The organism is Streptomyces nigra (genome assembly GCF_003074055.1).
GTDB lineage: Bacteria > Actinomycetota > Actinomycetes > Streptomycetales > Streptomycetaceae > Streptomyces > Streptomyces nigra.
This window is the reverse complement of record NZ_CP029043.1, coordinates 3,157,200-3,174,630: the sequence shown is the minus strand read 5'-3', so window position 1 is coordinate 3,174,630 and position 17,431 is coordinate 3,157,200. Positions and strand designations below refer to the sequence as shown.

Here is a 17,431-nt window from a genome sequence, read left to right as displayed (position 1 = left end):
CCCAACCCGGTGCGTCAGGCGGCCGGCTCCCGTGTCGCCGCCGCACGCTGCCGGGCGTGTCTGCGCGCCGTCAGCGTCTCGCCGGTCGCCACGCCCAGCGCCGAGACCAGTCCGGCCGTGAACACCGCCCACTCGCCCAGGAACGTGCAGCAGATCACCAGCAGGGCCGTGGTCGGCAGCACCAGCTGCTGCGCGATGCCCATCTTGAAGTACCGCGCGTGCAGCGCCCACACGGTGAGCAGATACAGCGCCGTCGGCAGGGTCACCGCCGCGGACGCCGCCAGCGTCGAGATGTGCGCCTCGTGGAGCGACTCCTCGACCGCCACCTCCAGGCCCGCGCCGATCGCCGCCGCCGAGGCGAACACCACGTAGTGGCCGTAACCCCACAGGAACGACTCCCTGTTGGAGCGCAGATGCCCGTGGATCGGCACGACGAAGTAGACCCACCACGCCGAGAAGATGATCAGCAGGCCACCGGCGGCGATGGGCAGCAGCTCGCCCAGCGCGTCGTTCTCCTCGATGCCGGTCTTCACGGCGACCGTGGCCGCCGCGATGGTCTCGCCGAGCACGATGATGGTGAGCAGCCCGTACCGTTCGGCGATGTGGTGCGGGTGCCACGACGTCGGATGGATCCTCTCCGCGTACGCCGGCACGCACAGCTCCAGGATCGCCATGACGAGGAACCACCAGCCCCGTGCGTCCTCCGGCAGCAGCACCAGACCCAGCCAGCCGATCTGGCAGAGCAGCACACCGCCGGCGTACCGCAGCGCCATCGCCCGCTCCCGGCCGGAACTCGACCTGGCCACCCGCAGCCACTGCCCGACCAGGGCCAGCCGCATGATGAGGTAGCCGACGAGCACCGCCCCGTAGTCGTGGTCCTGGAACGCCTCGGACACCCCGGCCGCCAGGACCAGCACACCGGCGATCTGCACCAGCGTGACGACCCGGTACAGCACGTCGTCGTTGTCGTAGGCGGACGCGAACCACGTGAAGTTCATCCAGGCCCACCAGATGGCGAAGAACACCATCGCGTAGTTGAGGATGCCTTCACCGGCGTGGCCCTCGGCGACCGCGTGGACCAGCTGGACGCCCGCCTGGGCGATGGCCACGACGAAACACAGGTCGAAGAAGAGCTCCAGCGGGGTGGCGGCCCGATGTTCCTCGCTGCGGCTGCGGGCCGTGAGCCGGCGCAGCGGCCGGCGGTGTCCGGTGGGGCGGGCGGAGTCCGGCGCGGGATTCGAACTGGACGTCATGGGATCAAGCACAGCAGATGGGGCGTGGATTCGCGCCCGCGGCGCACGACCCGCGCACAAGCCCCCACAGGACTTCACCGACGGCACCGCCGGACCCCGGACACGCACCGCCGGACCCCGGGCACGCGGTGGAGGGTCGGGGACCGACCCGGTGGGACGCGGGGACGCGGGGGCGCGGCGGCGGGGCCGTACCCTGGAGCCATGAGCAGCACCCCCGCCTCCGAGCCGCGCGAGCCGAAGCCCGCGCTGATCTTCGACGACCCGCTGGACCAGCAGTCCTCGGACGACACGGACCGCGGGTGGGGCGACCGGCCGGCCGGGGACAGCGCGGCCGACCTGAAGCGCTTCCTCGACGAGAAGCCGCCGCACCACATCTGAGGCCCTGCGCCGCCCGCGCGCCAGGACGCTAGCGCTGGTCGTGCCCCGACCCGCGCTGCGCGACCAGAGCGTCGCGGATCTCCTTCAGGACCTCCAGCTCGCTCACCTCGATAACCTCCTGCGTGCCCTCCTTCGCCTTGCGGCGGGCCTCCACCCGGGCCAGGTACTTCGCCATGGGCAGCACCATGAGGAAGTAGACGACCGCCGCGGTGATCACGAAGCTGAGGCCGGCGCCGAGGACGGAGCCCCACAGGATCTGGATGCCTTCGTCGCCCTTGCAGGTGCCGGTCAGGCACGAGCTGTAGTGATCGAGGTTCTTCGTGCCGATCGCACCGACCAGCGGGTTGATGACCCCCTTCACCACCGCGTTGACGATGTTGGTGAAGGCGGCACCGATGACCACCGCGACGGCCAGGTCGACGACGTTTCCGCGCATCAGGAAGGCCTTGAAGCCCTGCCAGACGCTCGGTTCCTTGTTCTCGCTCACTTGGGAGGCACTCCTCGGACGCGCTGCTCGGGGAACGGATCGCTCCGCAACCTACGTCAGCGTTCAGCCATTCTGTCCAATCGGCCTCCTCTTTGGAGCGAAGCGACGGGCGCCGACGCTTGACCGGGCTCAGCACAGCGTCACCGCCAGCCGCGCCGTCGCACTCGCCCCGGCAAGCCGGGCGGCCGTGGCGCGCGGCACGGACAGCACCACGAGTGCCCCGGCCTCTCCGGTGGCCTCCAGCGGCTCCGGCAGCTCGGCCACGCGCGCACCGCGCGCCACCACCTCGGCGTTCCCGCCGAAGGCATCTTCACCGAAGCCGTCCCCGCCGGGACTGGGACCGTTCCCCTCGGCGGCGATCACATCGACCCGGTCACCGGGGCGCAGCAGCCGTACGGTCGCCGCGTCGGCGATCCGCACCGGCGCCGACACCGGCTCGGTGACCCGGTGCGGCCGTACCGGCTCGTCCGCCGGGTGCCCGCGCGCCCCGTCGGCCTCCCTCGGTCCCGCCGCCACCAGCGCCGCCGCGGTCACGGCCAGCCCGGCCGCCACGGCCCGCCGCCGATGCCGTACGAGCCGGCGCAGCCGGTACCGCGTGCCGCGCACCCGCACCGGGTCGAAGTGCGGCACCTCTCGGGTGGCCGGGGCGTCCGGCCCCGGCGGCAGCGCACGGCGAGGCGACGAGGAGAAAGAGAAAGAGGCAGAAGGAGCCCGGAAGGCAGGGGGAGCTACGGACACGGGGATCACCACCAGTGAGGACGGAGCGGACGGAACGGCTTGCGAAGCCACCATCCGTCATCACGCCGCCGCCCGCTGAGGCCCGTGGACAACCCACAGCCTGTGGAAAAACCCGCCCCTCGAACGAGGCGTTCCGCCCACCAGGTACGCCGGTACGCCCGCTACACCCCCGGCAACCGGCTACCACTGCGCCCCTACGGCAACACGAACCCCGGATCCATCCCGCCCAACGCCCCCGCACACAGACAGTCCCGGTCCTCATCGGCCGGCAGAGCCGCCACCGCGTCGAAGAGAACCCCCCGCAGCCGGTCGACGTTCGCCGCGAACACGCGCAGCACCTCGTCGTGGCTGACGCCCTCGCCGGTCTCGGCGCCCGCGTCGAGGTCGGTGACCAGGGTCATCGAGGTGTAGCAGAGCTCCAGCTCACGGGCGAGTGCCGCCTCGGGGTGGCCGGTCATGCCGACCACGGACCAGCCCTGCGCCTGGTGCCACAGCGATTCGGCGCGGGTGGAGAAGCGGGGCCCCTCCACGACGACCAGGGTGCCGCCGTCCACGGGCTCCCAGTCCTGGCCGCGCGCGGCCTTCAGGGCGGCGGCGCGGCCGGTGGGACAATAGGGGTCGGCCAGCGACACGTGCACCACGTTGGGCACGGTGCCGTCGGGGAGCGGCAGTCCGTCGAAGTAGGTGCCCACCCGGGACTTGGTGCGGTCGACGAGCTGGTCCGGCACGAGCAGGGTGCCGGGGCCGTACTCGGGCCGCAGACCGCCCACCGCGCACGGGCCGAGCACCTGGCGCACGCCGAGGGAGCGCAGCGCCCACAGGTTGGCGCGGTAGTTGATGCGGTGGGGCGGCAGATGGTGGCCGCGGCCGTGCCGGGGGAGGAAGGCGACTCGCCGGCCGGCGATCTCGCCGAGGAAGAGGGAGTCGCTGGGCGGCCCGTACGGGGTGTCGACCTGGACCTCGGTCACGTCGTCGAGGAAGGAGTAGAAACCGGAGCCGCCGATCACGCCGAGCTCGGCGTTCGCCTTGTTCGCCATGTCCGCACCCTAACCGGCCCCGGACACACCGAGGACCCCGCCGCCGGACGACGACAGGGTCCCGTAAGAAGTGGTGGTGCCGCCGCGGGCTAGGCGGCGGAGGAGGTGCCGGTGCTCGACGCCTTCTTGTCCGAGGAGGACGAAGAGGACGAGGCCGTCGAGGACGCCGACGAGGAGTCGGACGACGACGAAGAAGACGCCGACTTCGACGACGCCGGCGAGCTGCTCGACGAGGAGCCGCGGCTGTCGTTGCGGTAGAAGCCGGAGCCCTTGAAGACGATGCCGACCGCGGAGAACACCTTCTTGAGGCGGCCCTGGCAGTTGGGGCACTCGGTCAGGGCGTCGTCGGTGAACTTCTGCACCGCCTCGAGGCCCTCGCCGCACTCGGTGCACTGGTACTGGTAGGTCGGCACTGTCTTCCTCCTGGCACTCTCACTCGATGAGTGCTAACGACGATCCATAGTGACGTATTCCGGCCGCTCAGTCCACTGCCACCGGCACGCGGTGACCGACGCCACGTGCGACCGTGCGCCCCGCGGCCCGGGTCTCGAGCCGTGAACGCAAGGCCAGGAGCGTGATCAGGGCCAGCAGGGTGCCGCCCATGGGCACCAGGAATCCGGCGCCGCCCCACAGGCGGTCCTCCAGCTGTCCGGCGACCGTGACGGCGGCGGCCTGGCCGAGCGCGACGGCGCCGGTGAGCCAGGTGAACGCCTCGGTGCGGGCGCCGGCCGGGACCAGGCTCTCCACGAGGGTGTAGCCGGTGATCAGAGCGGGCGCGATGCACATGCCGACCAGCAGGCCCAGCGCGGCCAGCACCAGGACCGAGTGCGCGGCCCACAGCCCGGACGCGGCCAGCGCCAGCGCGGCGTAGCCGACGAGGAGGCGGCGCTGCGGCGAGACCTTCCAGACGATGGCACCGCAGACGAGGCCGGCGAGCATGTTGCCCGCGGCGAAGGTGCCGTACAGGACGCCGTTCAGGCCGGGGCTGCCGATCGACTCGGTGAAGGCGGCCAGGGACACCTGCATGCCGCCGAAGACGGAACCGATGCCGAGGAACGTCACGATCAGCACGCGCACGCCGGGGACGCGCAGCGCGCTGGCGTGCCGTACGCGCGCGTGCCCGCCGCCGGTGACGGCCGGCTGGGTGCTCCGCTGCGCGGCGAACAGCAGTCCGCCCACCAGGGTGAGCGTGGCCTCGGTGACCAGGCCGGCGGCCGGGTCGACGGCCGTGCACAGCGCGGTGGCCAGCAGCGGGCCGACGACGAAGGTCAGCTCGTCGGTGACGGACTCGAAGGCCGCGGCCGTCGACATCAGGGGCGAACCCTGGAGCTTGACGCCCCAGCGGGCCCGCACCATCGGCCCGACCTGCGGCACCGAGGCGCCGGTGGGCACGGCCGCGACGAACAGCGCCCACAGGGGCGCGTGTGCGAGGGCGAGCGCGGTCAGCGTCAGCCCGGACACGGTGTGCACGAGGACGCCGGGGATCAGCACGGCCCGCTGCCCGTAGCGGTCGGCGAGACGGCCGCTGTAGGGCGCGAAGACGGCCATGGAGACGCCGGTGACGGCCGCGGCGGCGCCCGCCGCGCCGTAGGAGCCGGTGGTGTGCTGGACCAGCAGCACGATGGAGATGGTCAGCATCGCGAACGGCTGGCGTGCCGCGAAGCCGGGGAGCAGGAACGTCCAGGCGCCGCGGGTGCGCAGCAGCTGTCCGTATCCCGGGCGGGAGGAGGCCGAGTCCTTCGACGGCTCCTCGGTGACCGTGGATGCCACGGCCCGTGCCTTTCTGCCGCCTGGTAGCGCGGCCCCACCGGGTGGGGGACGGCGCCGAGAGCTGTCCTCTTGCGCGGAACTGCGGTAGATACCGGCGCCCACGATGAGGAGGGGCGTCCCGGCCGCCATACGGTCGCGCCAGCTCTGCGTCAGGCAGAGTTGGTTCGATCTGGGTCACCTGCATTGTACAGGGGCTTGGACCCCAGCCCCTGTGAAAACCAGCACGCCCCGGCTCCCCGCCTGCACTTCCCCGGAACAAGTCGCATCACAGCGCAAGCCGCACACGGCACCGGCCTTGCGACCGGGCACCGGCCCTGCGACCGGGCACCGGTCCCTACGACCGGCTCATCCCGTCCGTCCCCAGCCACCCGGCCAGCTTGCCGCCCGCGCCGACGGCGCGGAGCCTGCGCTCGGCCTGGTCGCGCACCGGGTCGGTGGCGACCACGAGGAGTTCGTCGCCGTGCCGCAGCACGGTGGCCGGCTGCGGAACGAGGGATTTTCCGTCGCGGACGACGAGGGTGACGGCTGCGCCCGGCGGCAGCCGCAGTTCGCCGACCTCGACGTTGTGCATCTTCGAGCCCTCGGGGATGACGAACGACAGCAGGTGTCCGCCCAGCCTCTCCAGGGGCGCCGACTCGATGCCGAGGTCGGCGGCCTCCGGTCCCTGGCCGAGGTTCAGCTTGCGGCCCAGCCAGGGCAGCGTCGGCCCCTGGATCAGGGTGTAGACGACGACCAGCACGAAGACGATGTTGAAGATGCGCTCGCTGCCTTCGACGCCGCTCACCACGGGGATCGTCGCCAGGATGATGGGGACGGCGCCGCGCAGGCCGGCCCACGACATCAGGGCCTGCTCCCGCCAGACCACCCGGAACGGCGTCAGGCAGGCCACGACGCTCAGCGGGCGCGCCAGCATGGTCAGAGCCAGGCCGATGACGAGGGCGGGCACGATGTCGTCGCCCAGTTCGTGCGGGGTGACGAGCAGGCCGAGCAGGACGAACATGCCGATCTGGGCGATCCAGCCGAGCCCTTCGGCGAAGCCGCGGGTGGCCGGCCAGTGCGGCAGTTTTGCGTTGCCCATCACCATCGAGGCGAGGTAGACCGCGAGGAACCCGCTGCCGTGGGCCATGGCGCCGGACGCGTAGGCGGTGACGGCGATGGCCATGACGGCGATCGGGTACAGGCCGGAGGCAGGCAGCGCGACGTGCCGCAGCCCCCAGGCGCCGAGCCAGCCGATGGCGAGGCCGATGGCCGCGCCGATGGCCAGTTCCAGCGCTATCTCGCCGAGCAGCACGTACCACTGCTCGATGGGACCGCGGTGGGAGAAGGCGACGACGAGGATGACGACGGGCGCGTCGTTGAAGCCGGACTCGGCCTCCAGGGTGCCGATGACCCGGGAGGGCAGTGGGATGCGGCGCAGCACGGAGAACACGGCGGCGGCGTCGGTGGAGGAGACGACGGCCCCGATGATCAGGGCCTGCTGCCAGTCCAGTCCGACCAGGTAGTGCGCGGCCGACGCGGTGACGCCGACGCTGATGGTGACGCCGACCGTCGCGAGCGCGGAGGCGGCCGGAAGGACGGGCTTGACCTCTTTCCACTTCGTGCCGAGTCCGCCCTCGGCCAGGATCACGACCAGGGCGGCGTAGCCGATGACCTGGGTGAGCTCGGCGTCGTCGAAGCGGATCCCGATGCCGTCCTGGCCCATGAGGACGCCGATGCCCAGGTAGACGAGCAGGCTGGGGAGGCCGCTTCGCGAGGAGATGCGGACCGCAGCGACGGCGCTGAGCAGCACGAGCGAGCAGACGAGCAGAAGCTGGTTGAGGTCGTGGACAGTCAGCGGCCGTTCCCTTCCCTGGCCCACGTACGCGCGCGGGGGCTCATGAACATAGGACACGAAGTGGCGGTTCTCCGCACCCAACTACTTCATTACCTTACCTAACTCTTGACGATTTCTTGACGCTCCGGCGGGCATGATCGAACGTCCGTCCGCTACGGTTCCCCACTCCGCGTCAAGTCCGACCGGGCCCTGCGCCTATGGTTGCTCCCAGCACTCCAGGACCGTCTGCCGCTCGCGTTAGGACAGCAAGGACAGCGATGCCCCCGAACACCACCGCCTCCACGGGTCAGCAGCCCGGCAAATCCGGCAGGAAGAAGGGGCGCAGAGCGCGTCTGCTCGTCCTGGTCCTGGTGCTGGCCGTCATCGCGGGTGTCACCGGCGGTGCCTACTGGTCCATCAGCACCGTCCGCGCGTCCTTCCCGCAGACCAAGGGCTCGCTCACGCTCGACGGGCTGTCCGGGCCGGTCGACGTCAAGCGGGACGGCTACGGCGTGCCGCAGATCTACGCGTCCTCCGACGAGGACCTGTTCATGGCGCAGGGCTTCGTGCAGGCGCAGGACCGGTTCTGGGAGATGGACGTCCGCCGGCACATGACCTCGGGCCGGCTGTCGGAGATGTTCGGCAAGGGGCAGGTCGACAACGACGAGTTCCTGCGCACCCTCGGCTGGGACCGCATCGCCAAGCAGGAGTACGACACCAAGCTGTCGGCCGCCACCAAGAAGTACCTCCAGGCCTACGCCAAGGGTGTCAACGCCTACCTGGCCGGCAAGGACGGCGCGGAGATCTCCCTGGAGTACGCGGCGCTCGGCTTCACCAACGACTACAAGCCCGAGCAGTGGACCCCGGTCGACTCGATCGCCTGGCTGAAGGCGATGGCCTGGGACCTGCGCGGCAACATGCAGGACGAGATCGACCGCGCCCTGATGACGAGCCGGCTCGGCCCCAAGCAGATCGCCGAGTTGTACCCGCAGTACCCGTACGACCGGAACAAGCCGATCGTCCGGACCGGCGGCTACGACGCGGTCACCAAGACGTACGGGCCGCAGGACGCCACGGCCGGTGGCACGGGCACCGGGGGTACGGGGACCGCAGGTACCGCGGGCGCCTCCTCGTCCGGCACCACCGGTCTGCAGAGCCAGCTGGCGGGACTCCAGGACGTCCTGGACGGGCTGCCCACGGCCGTCGGTGTGAACGGCAACGGCATCGGCTCCAACTCCTGGGTGGTCGGCGGCAAGCACACCATCACCGGCAAGCCGCTGCTGGCGAACGACCCGCACCTGTCGGCGTCGCTGCCGTCCGTCTGGTACCAGATGGGCCTGCACTGCCGCTCGGTCTCCGCCTCCTGCCAGTACGACGTGGCCGGCTACACCTTCGCGGGCATGCCGGGCGTCGTCATCGGCCACAACCAGGCCATCGCCTGGGGCATGACCAACTCCGGCGTCGACGTCACCGACCTGTACCTGGAGAAGGTGTCCGGCGACGGCTACCTGTACGGCGGCAAGACGGTGCCGTTCACCACCCGCCAGGAGACCATCAGGGTCGCCGGCGGCGAACCGAAGAAGATCGTCGTACGCGCGACGAAGAACGGCCCGCTGCTCTCCGACCGCAGCTCCGAGCTGGTCAAGGTCGGCAGGAAGGCCACCGTGGACACCGCGGCGCCCGACCGCGGCGACGGCTACGGCATCTCGCTGCGCTGGACCGCGCTGGACGCCGGCACCACCATGGACGCCGTCTTCGCCATGGACAAGGCGAAGAACTGGAACGACTTCCGCGCCGCGGCCGCCCTCTTCGACGTGCCCTCGCAGAACCTGATCTACGCGGACCGCGAGGACAACATCGGGTACACGCTGCCCGGGAAGATCCCCACGCGCGCGCAGGGCTACGACGGCTCCGTGCCGGCCCCCGGCTGGGACCCCAAGTCCCGCTGGACCGGTTACCTCGACGAGGACGAACTGCCGTACGAGTACAACCCGAAGCGCGGCTACATCGTCACCGCCAACCAGGCCGTCGTCGACAAGAAGTATCCCTACACGCTGACCACGGACTGGGGCTACGGCGCCCGCAGCCAGCGCATCAACGACCTGATCCAGTCGAAGATCGACGGCGGCGGCAAGATCTCCACCGACGACATGCGCCAGATGCAGCTCGACAACAGCAGCGAGATGGCCAAGCTGCTGGTGCCCCAGCTGCTGAAGATCGACATAGCGGACCCCGACGTCCGTGAGGCGCAGGAGCTGCTGGAGGGCTGGGACTACACCCAGGACGCCGACTCGGCGGCCGCCGCCTACTTCAACTCGGTGTGGCGCAACATCCTCAAGCTCGCCTTCGGCCACAAGCTGCCCAAGGAGCTGCGGGTCAAGGGCCAGTGCCTGTACGTCGACCCGGTCAGCACCACCGGCCCGGCCGACGAGGTGCAGAAGGTCCGCGAGTGCGGCGAGCGCGACGCCGACCAGGCGCAGCCGGACGGCGGCGACCGCTGGTTCGAGGTGGTGCGCGCCCTCATGGACGACCCGGACAGCGACTGGTGGAAGACACCGGACGCGGGCCCCCGCAAGGGAGCCGACCGCAACCGCGACGACCTGTTCGCGCGCGCCATGGTCGACGCCCGCTGGGAGCTGACCGCGAAGCTCGGCAAGGACATCGACACCTGGAGCTGGGGCCGCCTGCACCGCCTGTTCCTGAAGAACCAGACCCTCGGCACCGAGGGCCCGGGCTTCCTCCAGTACGCCCTCAACCGCGGCCCCTGGAAACTCAGCGGCGGCGAGGCCACGGTCAACGCGAGCGGCTGGAACGCGGCCGGCGGCTACGGGGTCGTGTGGGTGCCGTCGATGCGGATGGTCGTCAACCTCGGCGACCTCGACAAGTCGAAGTGGATCAATCTCACCGGCGCCTCCGGGCACGCCTACAACGCCCACTACACCGACCAGACGGACAAGTGGGCCGACGGCGAACTGCTCGACTGGTCCTTCTCCAAGCAGGCCGTCGACGGCTCCACCAGCGACACCCTGGTGCTGCGGCCCTGACCGTCCGCCGATCGTGCGACGGGCCCTCCACGCCTGCGTGGAGGGCCCGTTCGCGTACGGCGGTCAGGTCCGGGGGAAGCGCCGGACCCCCGACGGAGTCACCACCGCGTGCACCGGACGGTCGTGCGGCTCCTCGGGGACACGGGCGACGACCTCCGTGTCGTACAGCAGCACCACGAGCGCCGGATCGACGCCCGCGCTCTCCAGCCGGGCCAGCACCCGGTCGTACGATCCGCCGCCCCGCCCGAGACGCATCCCGCGCGCGTCGACGGCGAGGCCCGGCAGCAGCACCACGTCGGCCTCGGTGACGGCGTCCGGGCCCAGGTGCGGGCCGGGGGGCTCGAAAAGAGCCATCTTTCCGCCGTGTTGGACGCGGACGAGCCCGTCCCGTCCGGTGTACGGGCCCCAGTCCAGGTCGTTGTCGGGCAGTAGGGCGGGCAGCAGGACGCGCACGCCCCGCGCGCGCAGCGCGTCGAGCAGCGCGAGGGTGCCGGGTTCGCTTCCCACGGAGACGTACGCGGCGACCGTGCCCGCCTGCGCCAGCTCCGCGAGGCACAGTGCGCGCTCCGCCAGCGCCGCCGCGGATTCCCGCACGTCATCGGGTGTCAACCTGCCCCTTACCGCGAGGAGCTCTCGCCGCAACGTCCGTTTGGCAGACTCGGTGCCGTCCGCGAAGTGAGGCAAAGCTCGCTCCCTAACCCTTCCCAATGTGCTCATATGAGAGCCAAATAACCGGAGCTTCAGATTCCATACAAAGGCACCGGATAAGGTGTCGGGCATGACTCAGTCCCACCCTCGGATCACCAAGGCTGTCATCCCCGCAGCGGGTCTAGGAACCCGCTTCCTGCCGGCCACCAAGGCGACTCCCAAGGAGATGCTGCCGGTCGTCGACAAGCCCGCGATCCAGTATGTGGTCGAAGAGGCCGTCTCGGCGGGCCTCGACGACGTCCTCATGATCACCGGCCGCAACAAGCGGCCGCTCGAGGACCACTTCGACCGCAACTACGAACTCGAGTCCGCCCTGCAGAAGAAGGGCGACGCCGAACGCCTCGCCAAGGTGCAGGAGTCCAGCGACCTCGCCACCATGCACTACGTGCGCCAGGGCGACCCCCGGGGCCTCGGCCACGCCGTGCTCTGCGCGGCCCCGCACGTCGGCCACGAGCCCTTCGCGGTCCTCCTCGGCGACGACCTGATCGACCCCCGCGACCCCCTGCTCAAGCGGATGGTCGAGGTGCAGGAGCAGCACGGCGGCAGCGTCGTCGCCCTGATGGAGGTCGCGCCCGAGCAGATCCACCTCTACGGCTGCGCCGCCGTCGACCCCACCGACGAGGGAGACGTCGTCAAGGTCCACGACCTCGTCGAGAAGCCGGCCGCGGCCGACGCCCCGTCGAACTACGCCATCATCGGGCGCTACGTCCTCGACCCGCACATCTTCGACATACTCCGCAAGACGGAGCCCGGTCGCGGCGGCGAGATCCAGCTGACCGACGCCCTCCAGCAGTTGGCCGCGGACGAGAAGGTCGGCGGCCCCGTGCACGGCGTCGTCTTCGAGGGCCGCCGCTATGACACCGGCGACCGGGGCGACTACCTGCGTGCCATTGTCAGACTCGCATGCGAACGTGAAGACCTGGGCCCGGACTTCCGGACCTGGCTTCGCAGTTACGTAGCCGAGGAGATGTAGCGAGTTGAGCACCGCCGCGCCCCGTCCCGCCGGCCACGACCAGCTCTGGTCCGTGGACGAACACCTTCAGGACATCCTCGCCACCGTCCGCCCCCTGGAACCCATCGAGCTGCAGCTCCTCGACGCCCAGGGCTGCGTCCTGGTCGAGGACGTCACGGTGCCGGTCTCGCTGCCGCCGTTCGACAACAGCTCCATGGACGGGTACGCGGTACGGGTCGCGGACGTCGCGGGCGCGAGCGAGGAGTTCCCGGCCGTCCTGGAGGTCGTCGGGGACGCCGCGGCGGGCCAGGCCGACCAGCTCCACGTCGGTCCCGGCCAGGCCGTCCGCATCATGACCGGCGCCCCGCTGCCGCCCGGCGCCGAGACCGTCGTCCCCGTGGAGTGGACCGACGGAGGGCTCGGCGAGGGCCCCGTCACCGGGATGCGCGCCCGCAGCCAGGCCCCCGAGGGCGCCGCCGGCACCGTACAGATCCACCGGCCCGCCGAGGCGCGCGCCCATGTGCGCGCCGCGGGCAGCGACGTCAAGGCCGGCGACCGCGCCCTGGAGGCCGGCACCGTCCTCGGCCCGCCGCAGATCGCCCTGCTCGCCGCCATCGGCCGCGGCACGGTCCGGGTCCGCCCGCGCCCCCGCGTCGTCGTCATGTCCACCGGCAGCGAACTCGTCCAGCCCGACGAGCAGCTCGCGACCGGGCAGATCTACGACTCCAACAGCTTCGCCCTCACCGCCGCCGCCCGCGACGCCGGCGCCATCGCCTACCGCGTCGGCGCGGTCGCCGACGACGCCGAGACACTGCGCGACACCATCGAGGACCAGCTGGTCCGCGCCGACCTCATGGTCACCACCGGCGGCGTCAGCGTCGGCGCGTACGACGTCGTCAAGGAGGCGCTGTCCCACGCCGGCGACGAGGACGAGCCCGGCAGCGGCGTCGAGTTCCGCAAGCTCGCCATGCAGCCCGGCAAACCGCAGGGCTTCGGCTCGATCGGCCCCGATCACACCCCGCTGCTCGCCCTGCCCGGCAACCCGGTGTCGTCGTACGTCTCCTTCGAGCTGTTCGTGCGCCCCGCGATCCGCGCCCTGATGGGCCTGACCGATGTGCACCGGCCCCGCACCCGGGCCACCCTCGTCGCCGACAAGGCGCTCACCTCGCCCAAGGGACGCAGACAGTTCCTGCGCGGCAGCCACACCGACGGCGAGGTGCGTCCCGTCGGCGGCGCCGGATCGCATCTGGTCGCCGCCCTCGCGCACGCGGACGCGCTGATCGTCGTCCCCGAGGACGTCGAGAGCGTCGAACCGGGCAGCGAGGTCGAGGTGGTCCTGCTCGGCTGACCGCCCCGGGTTGGCGGTACCGTGTCGCGCACAGCAGGCCCGTGCGCCGCACCGCGACGGGCCCGGACCGGGAGCGCCACACCAGCATGAGCACGCAGAACCCACCCGAGCAGGACCACCTCACGCACCTCGACGAAGCGGGCGCCGCTCGGATGGTCGACGTCTCCGGCAAGGACGTCACCGCGCGCACCGCCCGCGCGAGCGGACGCGTCCTCGTCTCACCGCGCGTGGTCGAGCTGCTGCGGGGCGAGGGGATGCCCAAGGGCGACGCCCTCGCCACCGCCCGGATCGCGGGCATCATGGGCGCCAAACGCACCCCGGACCTCATCCCGCTGTGCCACCCGCTCGCGCTCTCCGGTGTGAAACTGGACCTGTCGGTCGCGGACGACGCCGTGGAGATCCTGGCCACCGTGAAGACCACGGACCGCACGGGCGTCGAGATGGAGGCCCTGACCGCGGTCACCGTCGCCGCGCTCACCGTGATCGACATGGTCAAGGCGGTCGACAAGGGAGCGGTCATCACGGACGTACGGGTGGAGCAGAAGACGGGCGGGAAGTCGGGCGACTGGAGCCGGGCATGACGTATCGCGCTCTCGTGGTCACCGCCTCCAACCGGGCCGCCGCCGGGGTCTACGAGGACCGGGGCGGACCGCTGATCGCCGACGGCCTGAAGCGCCTCGGGTTCACCGTCGACGGCCCCCGGGTCGTCCCGGACGGCGACCCCGTCGAGGCCGCCCTGCGCACCGGGGCCGAGGACGGGTACGACGTCGTCGTCACCACCGGCGGCACCGGCATCTCGCCCACCGACCGCACCCCCGAGGCCACCCGCGCGGTGATCGACCGCGAGGTCCCGGGCATCGCGGAGGCGATCCGGGCGTACGGCCGGGACAAGGTGCCCGCCGCCGCCCTGTCACGGGGTCTCGCCGGCGTCGCCGGACGGACCCTGATCGTGAACCTGCCCGGCTCCACCGGAGGGGTGAAGGACGGCCTGGCCGTCCTCGAACCCCTCCTGATCCACGCCGTCGACCAGCTGCGCGGCGGCGACCACCCCGGACCGAGCAGTGGGGGTGCGAGCTGAACAGCCCATCCTGGCCCGTCGTGCTGCGGGACGGCGACATCGTCCTGCGGCCGATAAAGATGCGCGACCAGCGGGCCTGGCGCGAGGTCAACCGCCGCAACCGCGACTGGCTGCGGCCCTGGGAGGCGACGATCCCGCCCCCCACCCCCAGCGGGCCGATCGTGCACCGGCCCACCTACCGGCAGATGGTGCGCCATCTGCGGTCCGAGGCGAACGCCGGCCGGATGCTGCCGTTCGTCATCGAGTACCAGGGGCGGCTCGTCGGGCAGTTGACGGTCGCCGGGATCACCTGGGGTTCGATGTGCTCCGGGCACGTCGGCTACTGGGTGGACGAGTCCGTGGCGGGCCGCGGCGTCATGCCGACCGCCGTCGCCCTCGTCGTCGACCACTGCTTCCGCACCGTCGGTCTGCACCGCATCGAGGTCTGTATTCGCCCCGAGAACGGGCCCAGCCGCCGGGTCGTGGAGAAACTCGGATTCCGCGAAGAGGGACTGCGTCCGCGTTATCTCCACATCGACGGAGCCTGGCGCGACCACCTCGTGTTCGCGCTCACCGCGGAAGAGGTCCCCGACGGACTGCTCGGCCGCTGGCACCGCACCCGTGCGCAGGCCGGCCCGCCCTCCGGGCCGCGCAACACACAGGGGAATCCCGCGTAACCCCGGAATTGAATAAGTGTTCGAAATTGATCGGCGGATGACCGGCTGAGGGCATCAAATTCGCGGCCTCGGCGGGCAGCTGATCGCATCGGTCACAAAAAAAGTTCGAAATATCAGCCAGATCGTGCGACACACCGGCTCAATTGGCGGATGGCCTCATGCAAACCCCTCTACCGTGTGAGACGTGAGCAGCAGCGGCCTCATCTACGCAGTCATCGTCGGGGCCTGGGCCGCCTACCTGGTGCCGATGTGGCTCCGTAGGCAGGACGAGCTGAACGAGGCCCGTCCGACGGAACGCTTCAGCACGGCCATCCGGTTGCTGTCCGGACGGGCGGGCATGGAGCGCCGGTACGCCAAGGACCTGCGCGCCCGCTCCACCGTCGAGGGGGAGCCCGGCGCGGACGACCCGGACGACGTCACCGAGTCGGTGGACGTCCGGGCCTTCGCCGTACCCCCGACCCGTCCGCAGACCCAGGCGGCGGCACCGGCCCCGGCACCCGCCCGCCCGGAACCGGCCCGCCCCGAACCCGCCCGCGACACCCCCCGGGACGCCGACGCCAAGGCCCGCAAGCGCGTGCCGGCCCCCCGGCGGTCCCCCTCCGAGGAGGCGGCCGCAGCACGGGCCCGGCGCCTGAAGGTGCTCGCGCGCCGCCGGCGCACCACCGTCGTCCTCTTCCTCGCGTTCACCCTCGGCGCGATCGTCGCCGCCGTCGGCGGACTCGCCTTCCTGTGGGCACCCGGCGTCCCCGCCGTCCTGCTCAGCGGATACATCGCGTATCTGCGGTCCCAGGAGCGCCGCCGCTTCGCCTACCAGATGGACCGGCGCCGCGCCGAGGCCGCAGCGCAGCGGCTGCGTGAACACGCCCGGCAGAACCGCCGCCGCGGACCCGGCGACGCCGCGCCCGGCGCCCCCGAGTCCGACGAAGGGTCCGGACCAGACACCGGCACCGACCTTTCCGCGCTCGCCGCCGACCGGCGCGCCCTCGTCGAGCAGACCGACCACGCCGAGTGGGTCGACCAGCAGCGCGAACGCCAGCGCCGCCCCGGGCACGGCGACAGCTGGGACCCGGTCCCCGTCCCGCTGCCCACCTACGTGACCGCGCCGGTCGCGCCGCGCGCCACCTCCGACGTCGACCTCGGCGCACCGGACGCGTGGAGCTCGGCCCGCTCCAGCGCCGTCGGCCACGAGCACGAGGCCCCGGCCGCCGCCGACGCCTCCGCCGCGCCCGAGGACGACCGCGCCGATGGGGACGAGCGCAGCGACGCCCGCCGGGCCGCGTCCGCCCGCCGGGCCCGTGAACGGGGCCGCACACCGCTGTTCGACCAGTACGAGGACGGCGACCGGCCGCGCGCCGCCAACGAGTGACGGCCCTCCGGCGCGGCCGGCCGGCCGCCCGGCAACGGATTTCCGAGCACCCCGATCGGGGTGCTAAAGTTTCACTCGTTGCAAGGGCCTGTGGCGCAGTCCGGTAGCGCACCTCGTTCGCATCGAGGGGGCCAGGGGTTCAAATCCCCTCAGGTCCACGCAGCTCAAAGCCCCGGTAGGGATATCCCGACCGGGGCTTTGGCATGTCCTGAGGCCGACGGGTCAAAAGGGGCGGCGGGCGGCGGGGTCTGACCCCCGCTCACCCGCCGCGCGTGTGCCGGTCCTCACAGGGCCTTGGCGTAACACAGGCTCAGTTCGTGGAAGCGGTAGTAGCCGAACTTCTCGCACGGCTCGTAGCCGCTGGACGTGTAGAGGGCCACCGCCTCCGGCTGCTTCGCACCGGTCTCCAGCACCATCCGCCGGCGGCCCGCCGCCCGGGCGTCCTCCTCCAGCGCCGCCAGGACGCGCCGCGCTATCCCGCGCCCGCGCATGTCCTCGACCACGTACATGCGCTTCAGCTCGGCGTCGCCGTCCTGGTTGCCCTCGCCGTTCTCGTCCTGCGAGCGCCAGCCGCCGGAGGCGACCGGCACGCCGAGCGCGTCGTACGCGATCAGGTACAGGCCGCGCGGCGGCGCGAAGTCGGCCGCTGCGAGCGGTGTCTCGTCGCCGCCGTCGCCGTAGCGGACGGCGTACTCGGCCTGGACCTGATCGTTGAGCTTGACCGCGTCGGGGTGGTCGAAGGGAACCGGGCGAATATGCATGCTGTATACCGTATATCAATTCAAGATCGGGACATTCCAGAA

Annotated in this window: 17 protein-coding genes and 1 tRNA gene; 9 read left to right on the top strand and 9 right to left on the bottom strand. The window is 71.5% G+C overall.

All coding sequences use genetic code 11. The annotated features are described in order from the left end of the window. Nucleotides 1-14: 14 nt before the first annotated feature. On the bottom strand, nucleotides 15-1,253 hold the full coding sequence (locus DC008_RS14520) for a low temperature requirement protein A (RefSeq protein WP_108707354.1): 1,239 nt from the start codon (nucleotides 1,251-1,253) through the stop codon (nucleotides 15-17). Nucleotides 1,254-1,454: 201 nt separating this feature from the next. Here DC008_RS14520 and DC008_RS14515 point away from each other — a divergent pair, with 201 nt between their 5' ends. Continuing rightward, entirely contained in the window at nucleotides 1,455-1,631 is a 177-nt protein-coding gene (locus tag DC008_RS14515; RefSeq protein ID WP_086872747.1) for a hypothetical protein, read from the top strand. 28 nt (nucleotides 1,632-1,659) lie between these two features. Here DC008_RS14515 and mscL read toward each other — a convergent pair whose 3' ends face one another. The 6 genes from mscL to DC008_RS14485 form a co-directional block, all read right to left on the bottom strand. Continuing rightward, nucleotides 1,660-2,118 (bottom strand): large conductance mechanosensitive channel protein MscL, encoded by a 459-nt coding sequence (gene mscL / locus DC008_RS14510; RefSeq protein WP_108707353.1) that lies wholly within the window; start codon nucleotides 2,116-2,118, stop codon nucleotides 1,660-1,662. 129 nt (nucleotides 2,119-2,247) lie between these two features. Further along, entirely contained in the window at nucleotides 2,248-2,748 is a 501-nt protein-coding gene (locus DC008_RS14505) for an RcpC/CpaB family pilus assembly protein (protein WP_341867288.1), read from the bottom strand. 302 nt (nucleotides 2,749-3,050) lie between these two features. Beyond that, entirely contained in the window at nucleotides 3,051-3,893 is an 843-nt protein-coding gene (locus tag DC008_RS14500; protein ID WP_108707351.1) for an S-methyl-5'-thioadenosine phosphorylase, read from the bottom strand. Nucleotides 3,894-3,982: 89 nt separating this feature from the next. Beyond that, nucleotides 3,983-4,306 carry an FmdB family zinc ribbon protein gene (locus DC008_RS14495; protein WP_108707350.1) on the bottom strand — a complete coding sequence of 108 codons (324 nt, stop codon included), beginning with the start codon at nucleotides 4,304-4,306 and terminating at the stop codon, nucleotides 3,983-3,985. A 67-nt stretch (nucleotides 4,307-4,373) separates the two neighbouring features. After that, nucleotides 4,374-5,663, bottom strand: coding sequence for an MFS transporter (locus DC008_RS14490; RefSeq protein WP_108707349.1), 1,290 nt, complete (start codon nucleotides 5,661-5,663; stop codon nucleotides 4,374-4,376). Nucleotides 5,664-5,997: 334 nt separating this feature from the next. Continuing rightward, nucleotides 5,998-7,554, bottom strand: a complete 1,557-nt coding sequence (locus DC008_RS14485; protein WP_235071969.1) for a potassium/proton antiporter — start codon at nucleotides 7,552-7,554, stop codon at nucleotides 5,998-6,000. A 200-nt stretch (nucleotides 7,555-7,754) separates the two neighbouring features. On the opposite strand from DC008_RS14485, the gene DC008_RS14480 reads away from it, so the two are divergent. Beyond that, nucleotides 7,755-10,520, top strand: a complete 2,766-nt coding sequence (locus DC008_RS14480; RefSeq protein ID WP_108707347.1) for a penicillin acylase family protein — start codon at nucleotides 7,755-7,757, stop codon at nucleotides 10,518-10,520. A 63-nt stretch (nucleotides 10,521-10,583) separates the two neighbouring features. Here the strand turns inward: DC008_RS14480 and DC008_RS14475 are convergent, their stop codons facing one another. Beyond that, entirely contained in the window at nucleotides 10,584-11,237 is a 654-nt protein-coding gene (locus tag DC008_RS14475) for a 5-formyltetrahydrofolate cyclo-ligase (RefSeq protein WP_108707346.1), read from the bottom strand. Between the two features lie 61 nt (nucleotides 11,238-11,298). On the opposite strand from DC008_RS14475, the gene galU reads away from it, so the two are divergent. The 7 genes from galU (at nucleotide 11,299) to DC008_RS14440 (ending at nucleotide 16,786) form a co-directional block, all read left to right on the top strand. After that, entirely contained in the window at nucleotides 11,299-12,201 is a 903-nt protein-coding gene (gene galU / locus DC008_RS14470) for a UTP--glucose-1-phosphate uridylyltransferase GalU (RefSeq protein ID WP_108707345.1), read from the top strand. A gap of 4 nt (nucleotides 12,202-12,205) precedes the next feature. Continuing rightward, nucleotides 12,206-13,528 carry a molybdotransferase-like divisome protein Glp gene (gene glp, locus DC008_RS14465; RefSeq protein WP_108707344.1) on the top strand — a complete coding sequence of 441 codons (1,323 nt, stop codon included), beginning with the start codon at nucleotides 12,206-12,208 and terminating at the stop codon, nucleotides 13,526-13,528. An 86-nt stretch (nucleotides 13,529-13,614) separates the two neighbouring features. After that, nucleotides 13,615-14,109, top strand: coding sequence for a cyclic pyranopterin monophosphate synthase MoaC (gene moaC / locus DC008_RS14460; RefSeq protein WP_055624886.1), 495 nt, complete (start codon nucleotides 13,615-13,617; stop codon nucleotides 14,107-14,109). Further along, the gene (locus DC008_RS14455; protein WP_108707343.1) at nucleotides 14,106-14,606 is read left to right on the top strand and encodes a MogA/MoaB family molybdenum cofactor biosynthesis protein; all 501 of its coding nucleotides are present in this window, start codon (nucleotides 14,106-14,108) and stop codon (nucleotides 14,604-14,606) included. Before moaC ends, DC008_RS14455 begins: the two co-directional genes overlap by 4 nt. A 20-nt stretch (nucleotides 14,607-14,626) precedes the next feature. Next, a complete protein-coding gene (locus DC008_RS14450; RefSeq protein ID WP_108707342.1) occupies nucleotides 14,627-15,262 on the top strand; it encodes a GNAT family N-acetyltransferase in 636 nt (211 codons plus the stop codon). A 184-nt stretch (nucleotides 15,263-15,446) separates the two neighbouring features. Then, entirely contained in the window at nucleotides 15,447-16,628 is a 1,182-nt protein-coding gene (gene sepX, locus DC008_RS14445) for a divisome protein SepX/GlpR (RefSeq protein ID WP_108707341.1), read from the top strand. 84 nt (nucleotides 16,629-16,712) lie between these two features. After that, nucleotides 16,713-16,786, top strand: a tRNA-Ala gene (locus DC008_RS14440). A 126-nt stretch (nucleotides 16,787-16,912) separates the two neighbouring features. Here DC008_RS14440 and DC008_RS14435 read toward each other — a convergent pair. Beyond that, on the bottom strand, nucleotides 16,913-17,389 hold the full coding sequence (locus tag DC008_RS14435; RefSeq protein ID WP_108707340.1) for a GNAT family N-acetyltransferase: 477 nt from the start codon (nucleotides 17,387-17,389) through the stop codon (nucleotides 16,913-16,915). Nucleotides 17,390-17,431 lie beyond the last annotated feature (42 nt).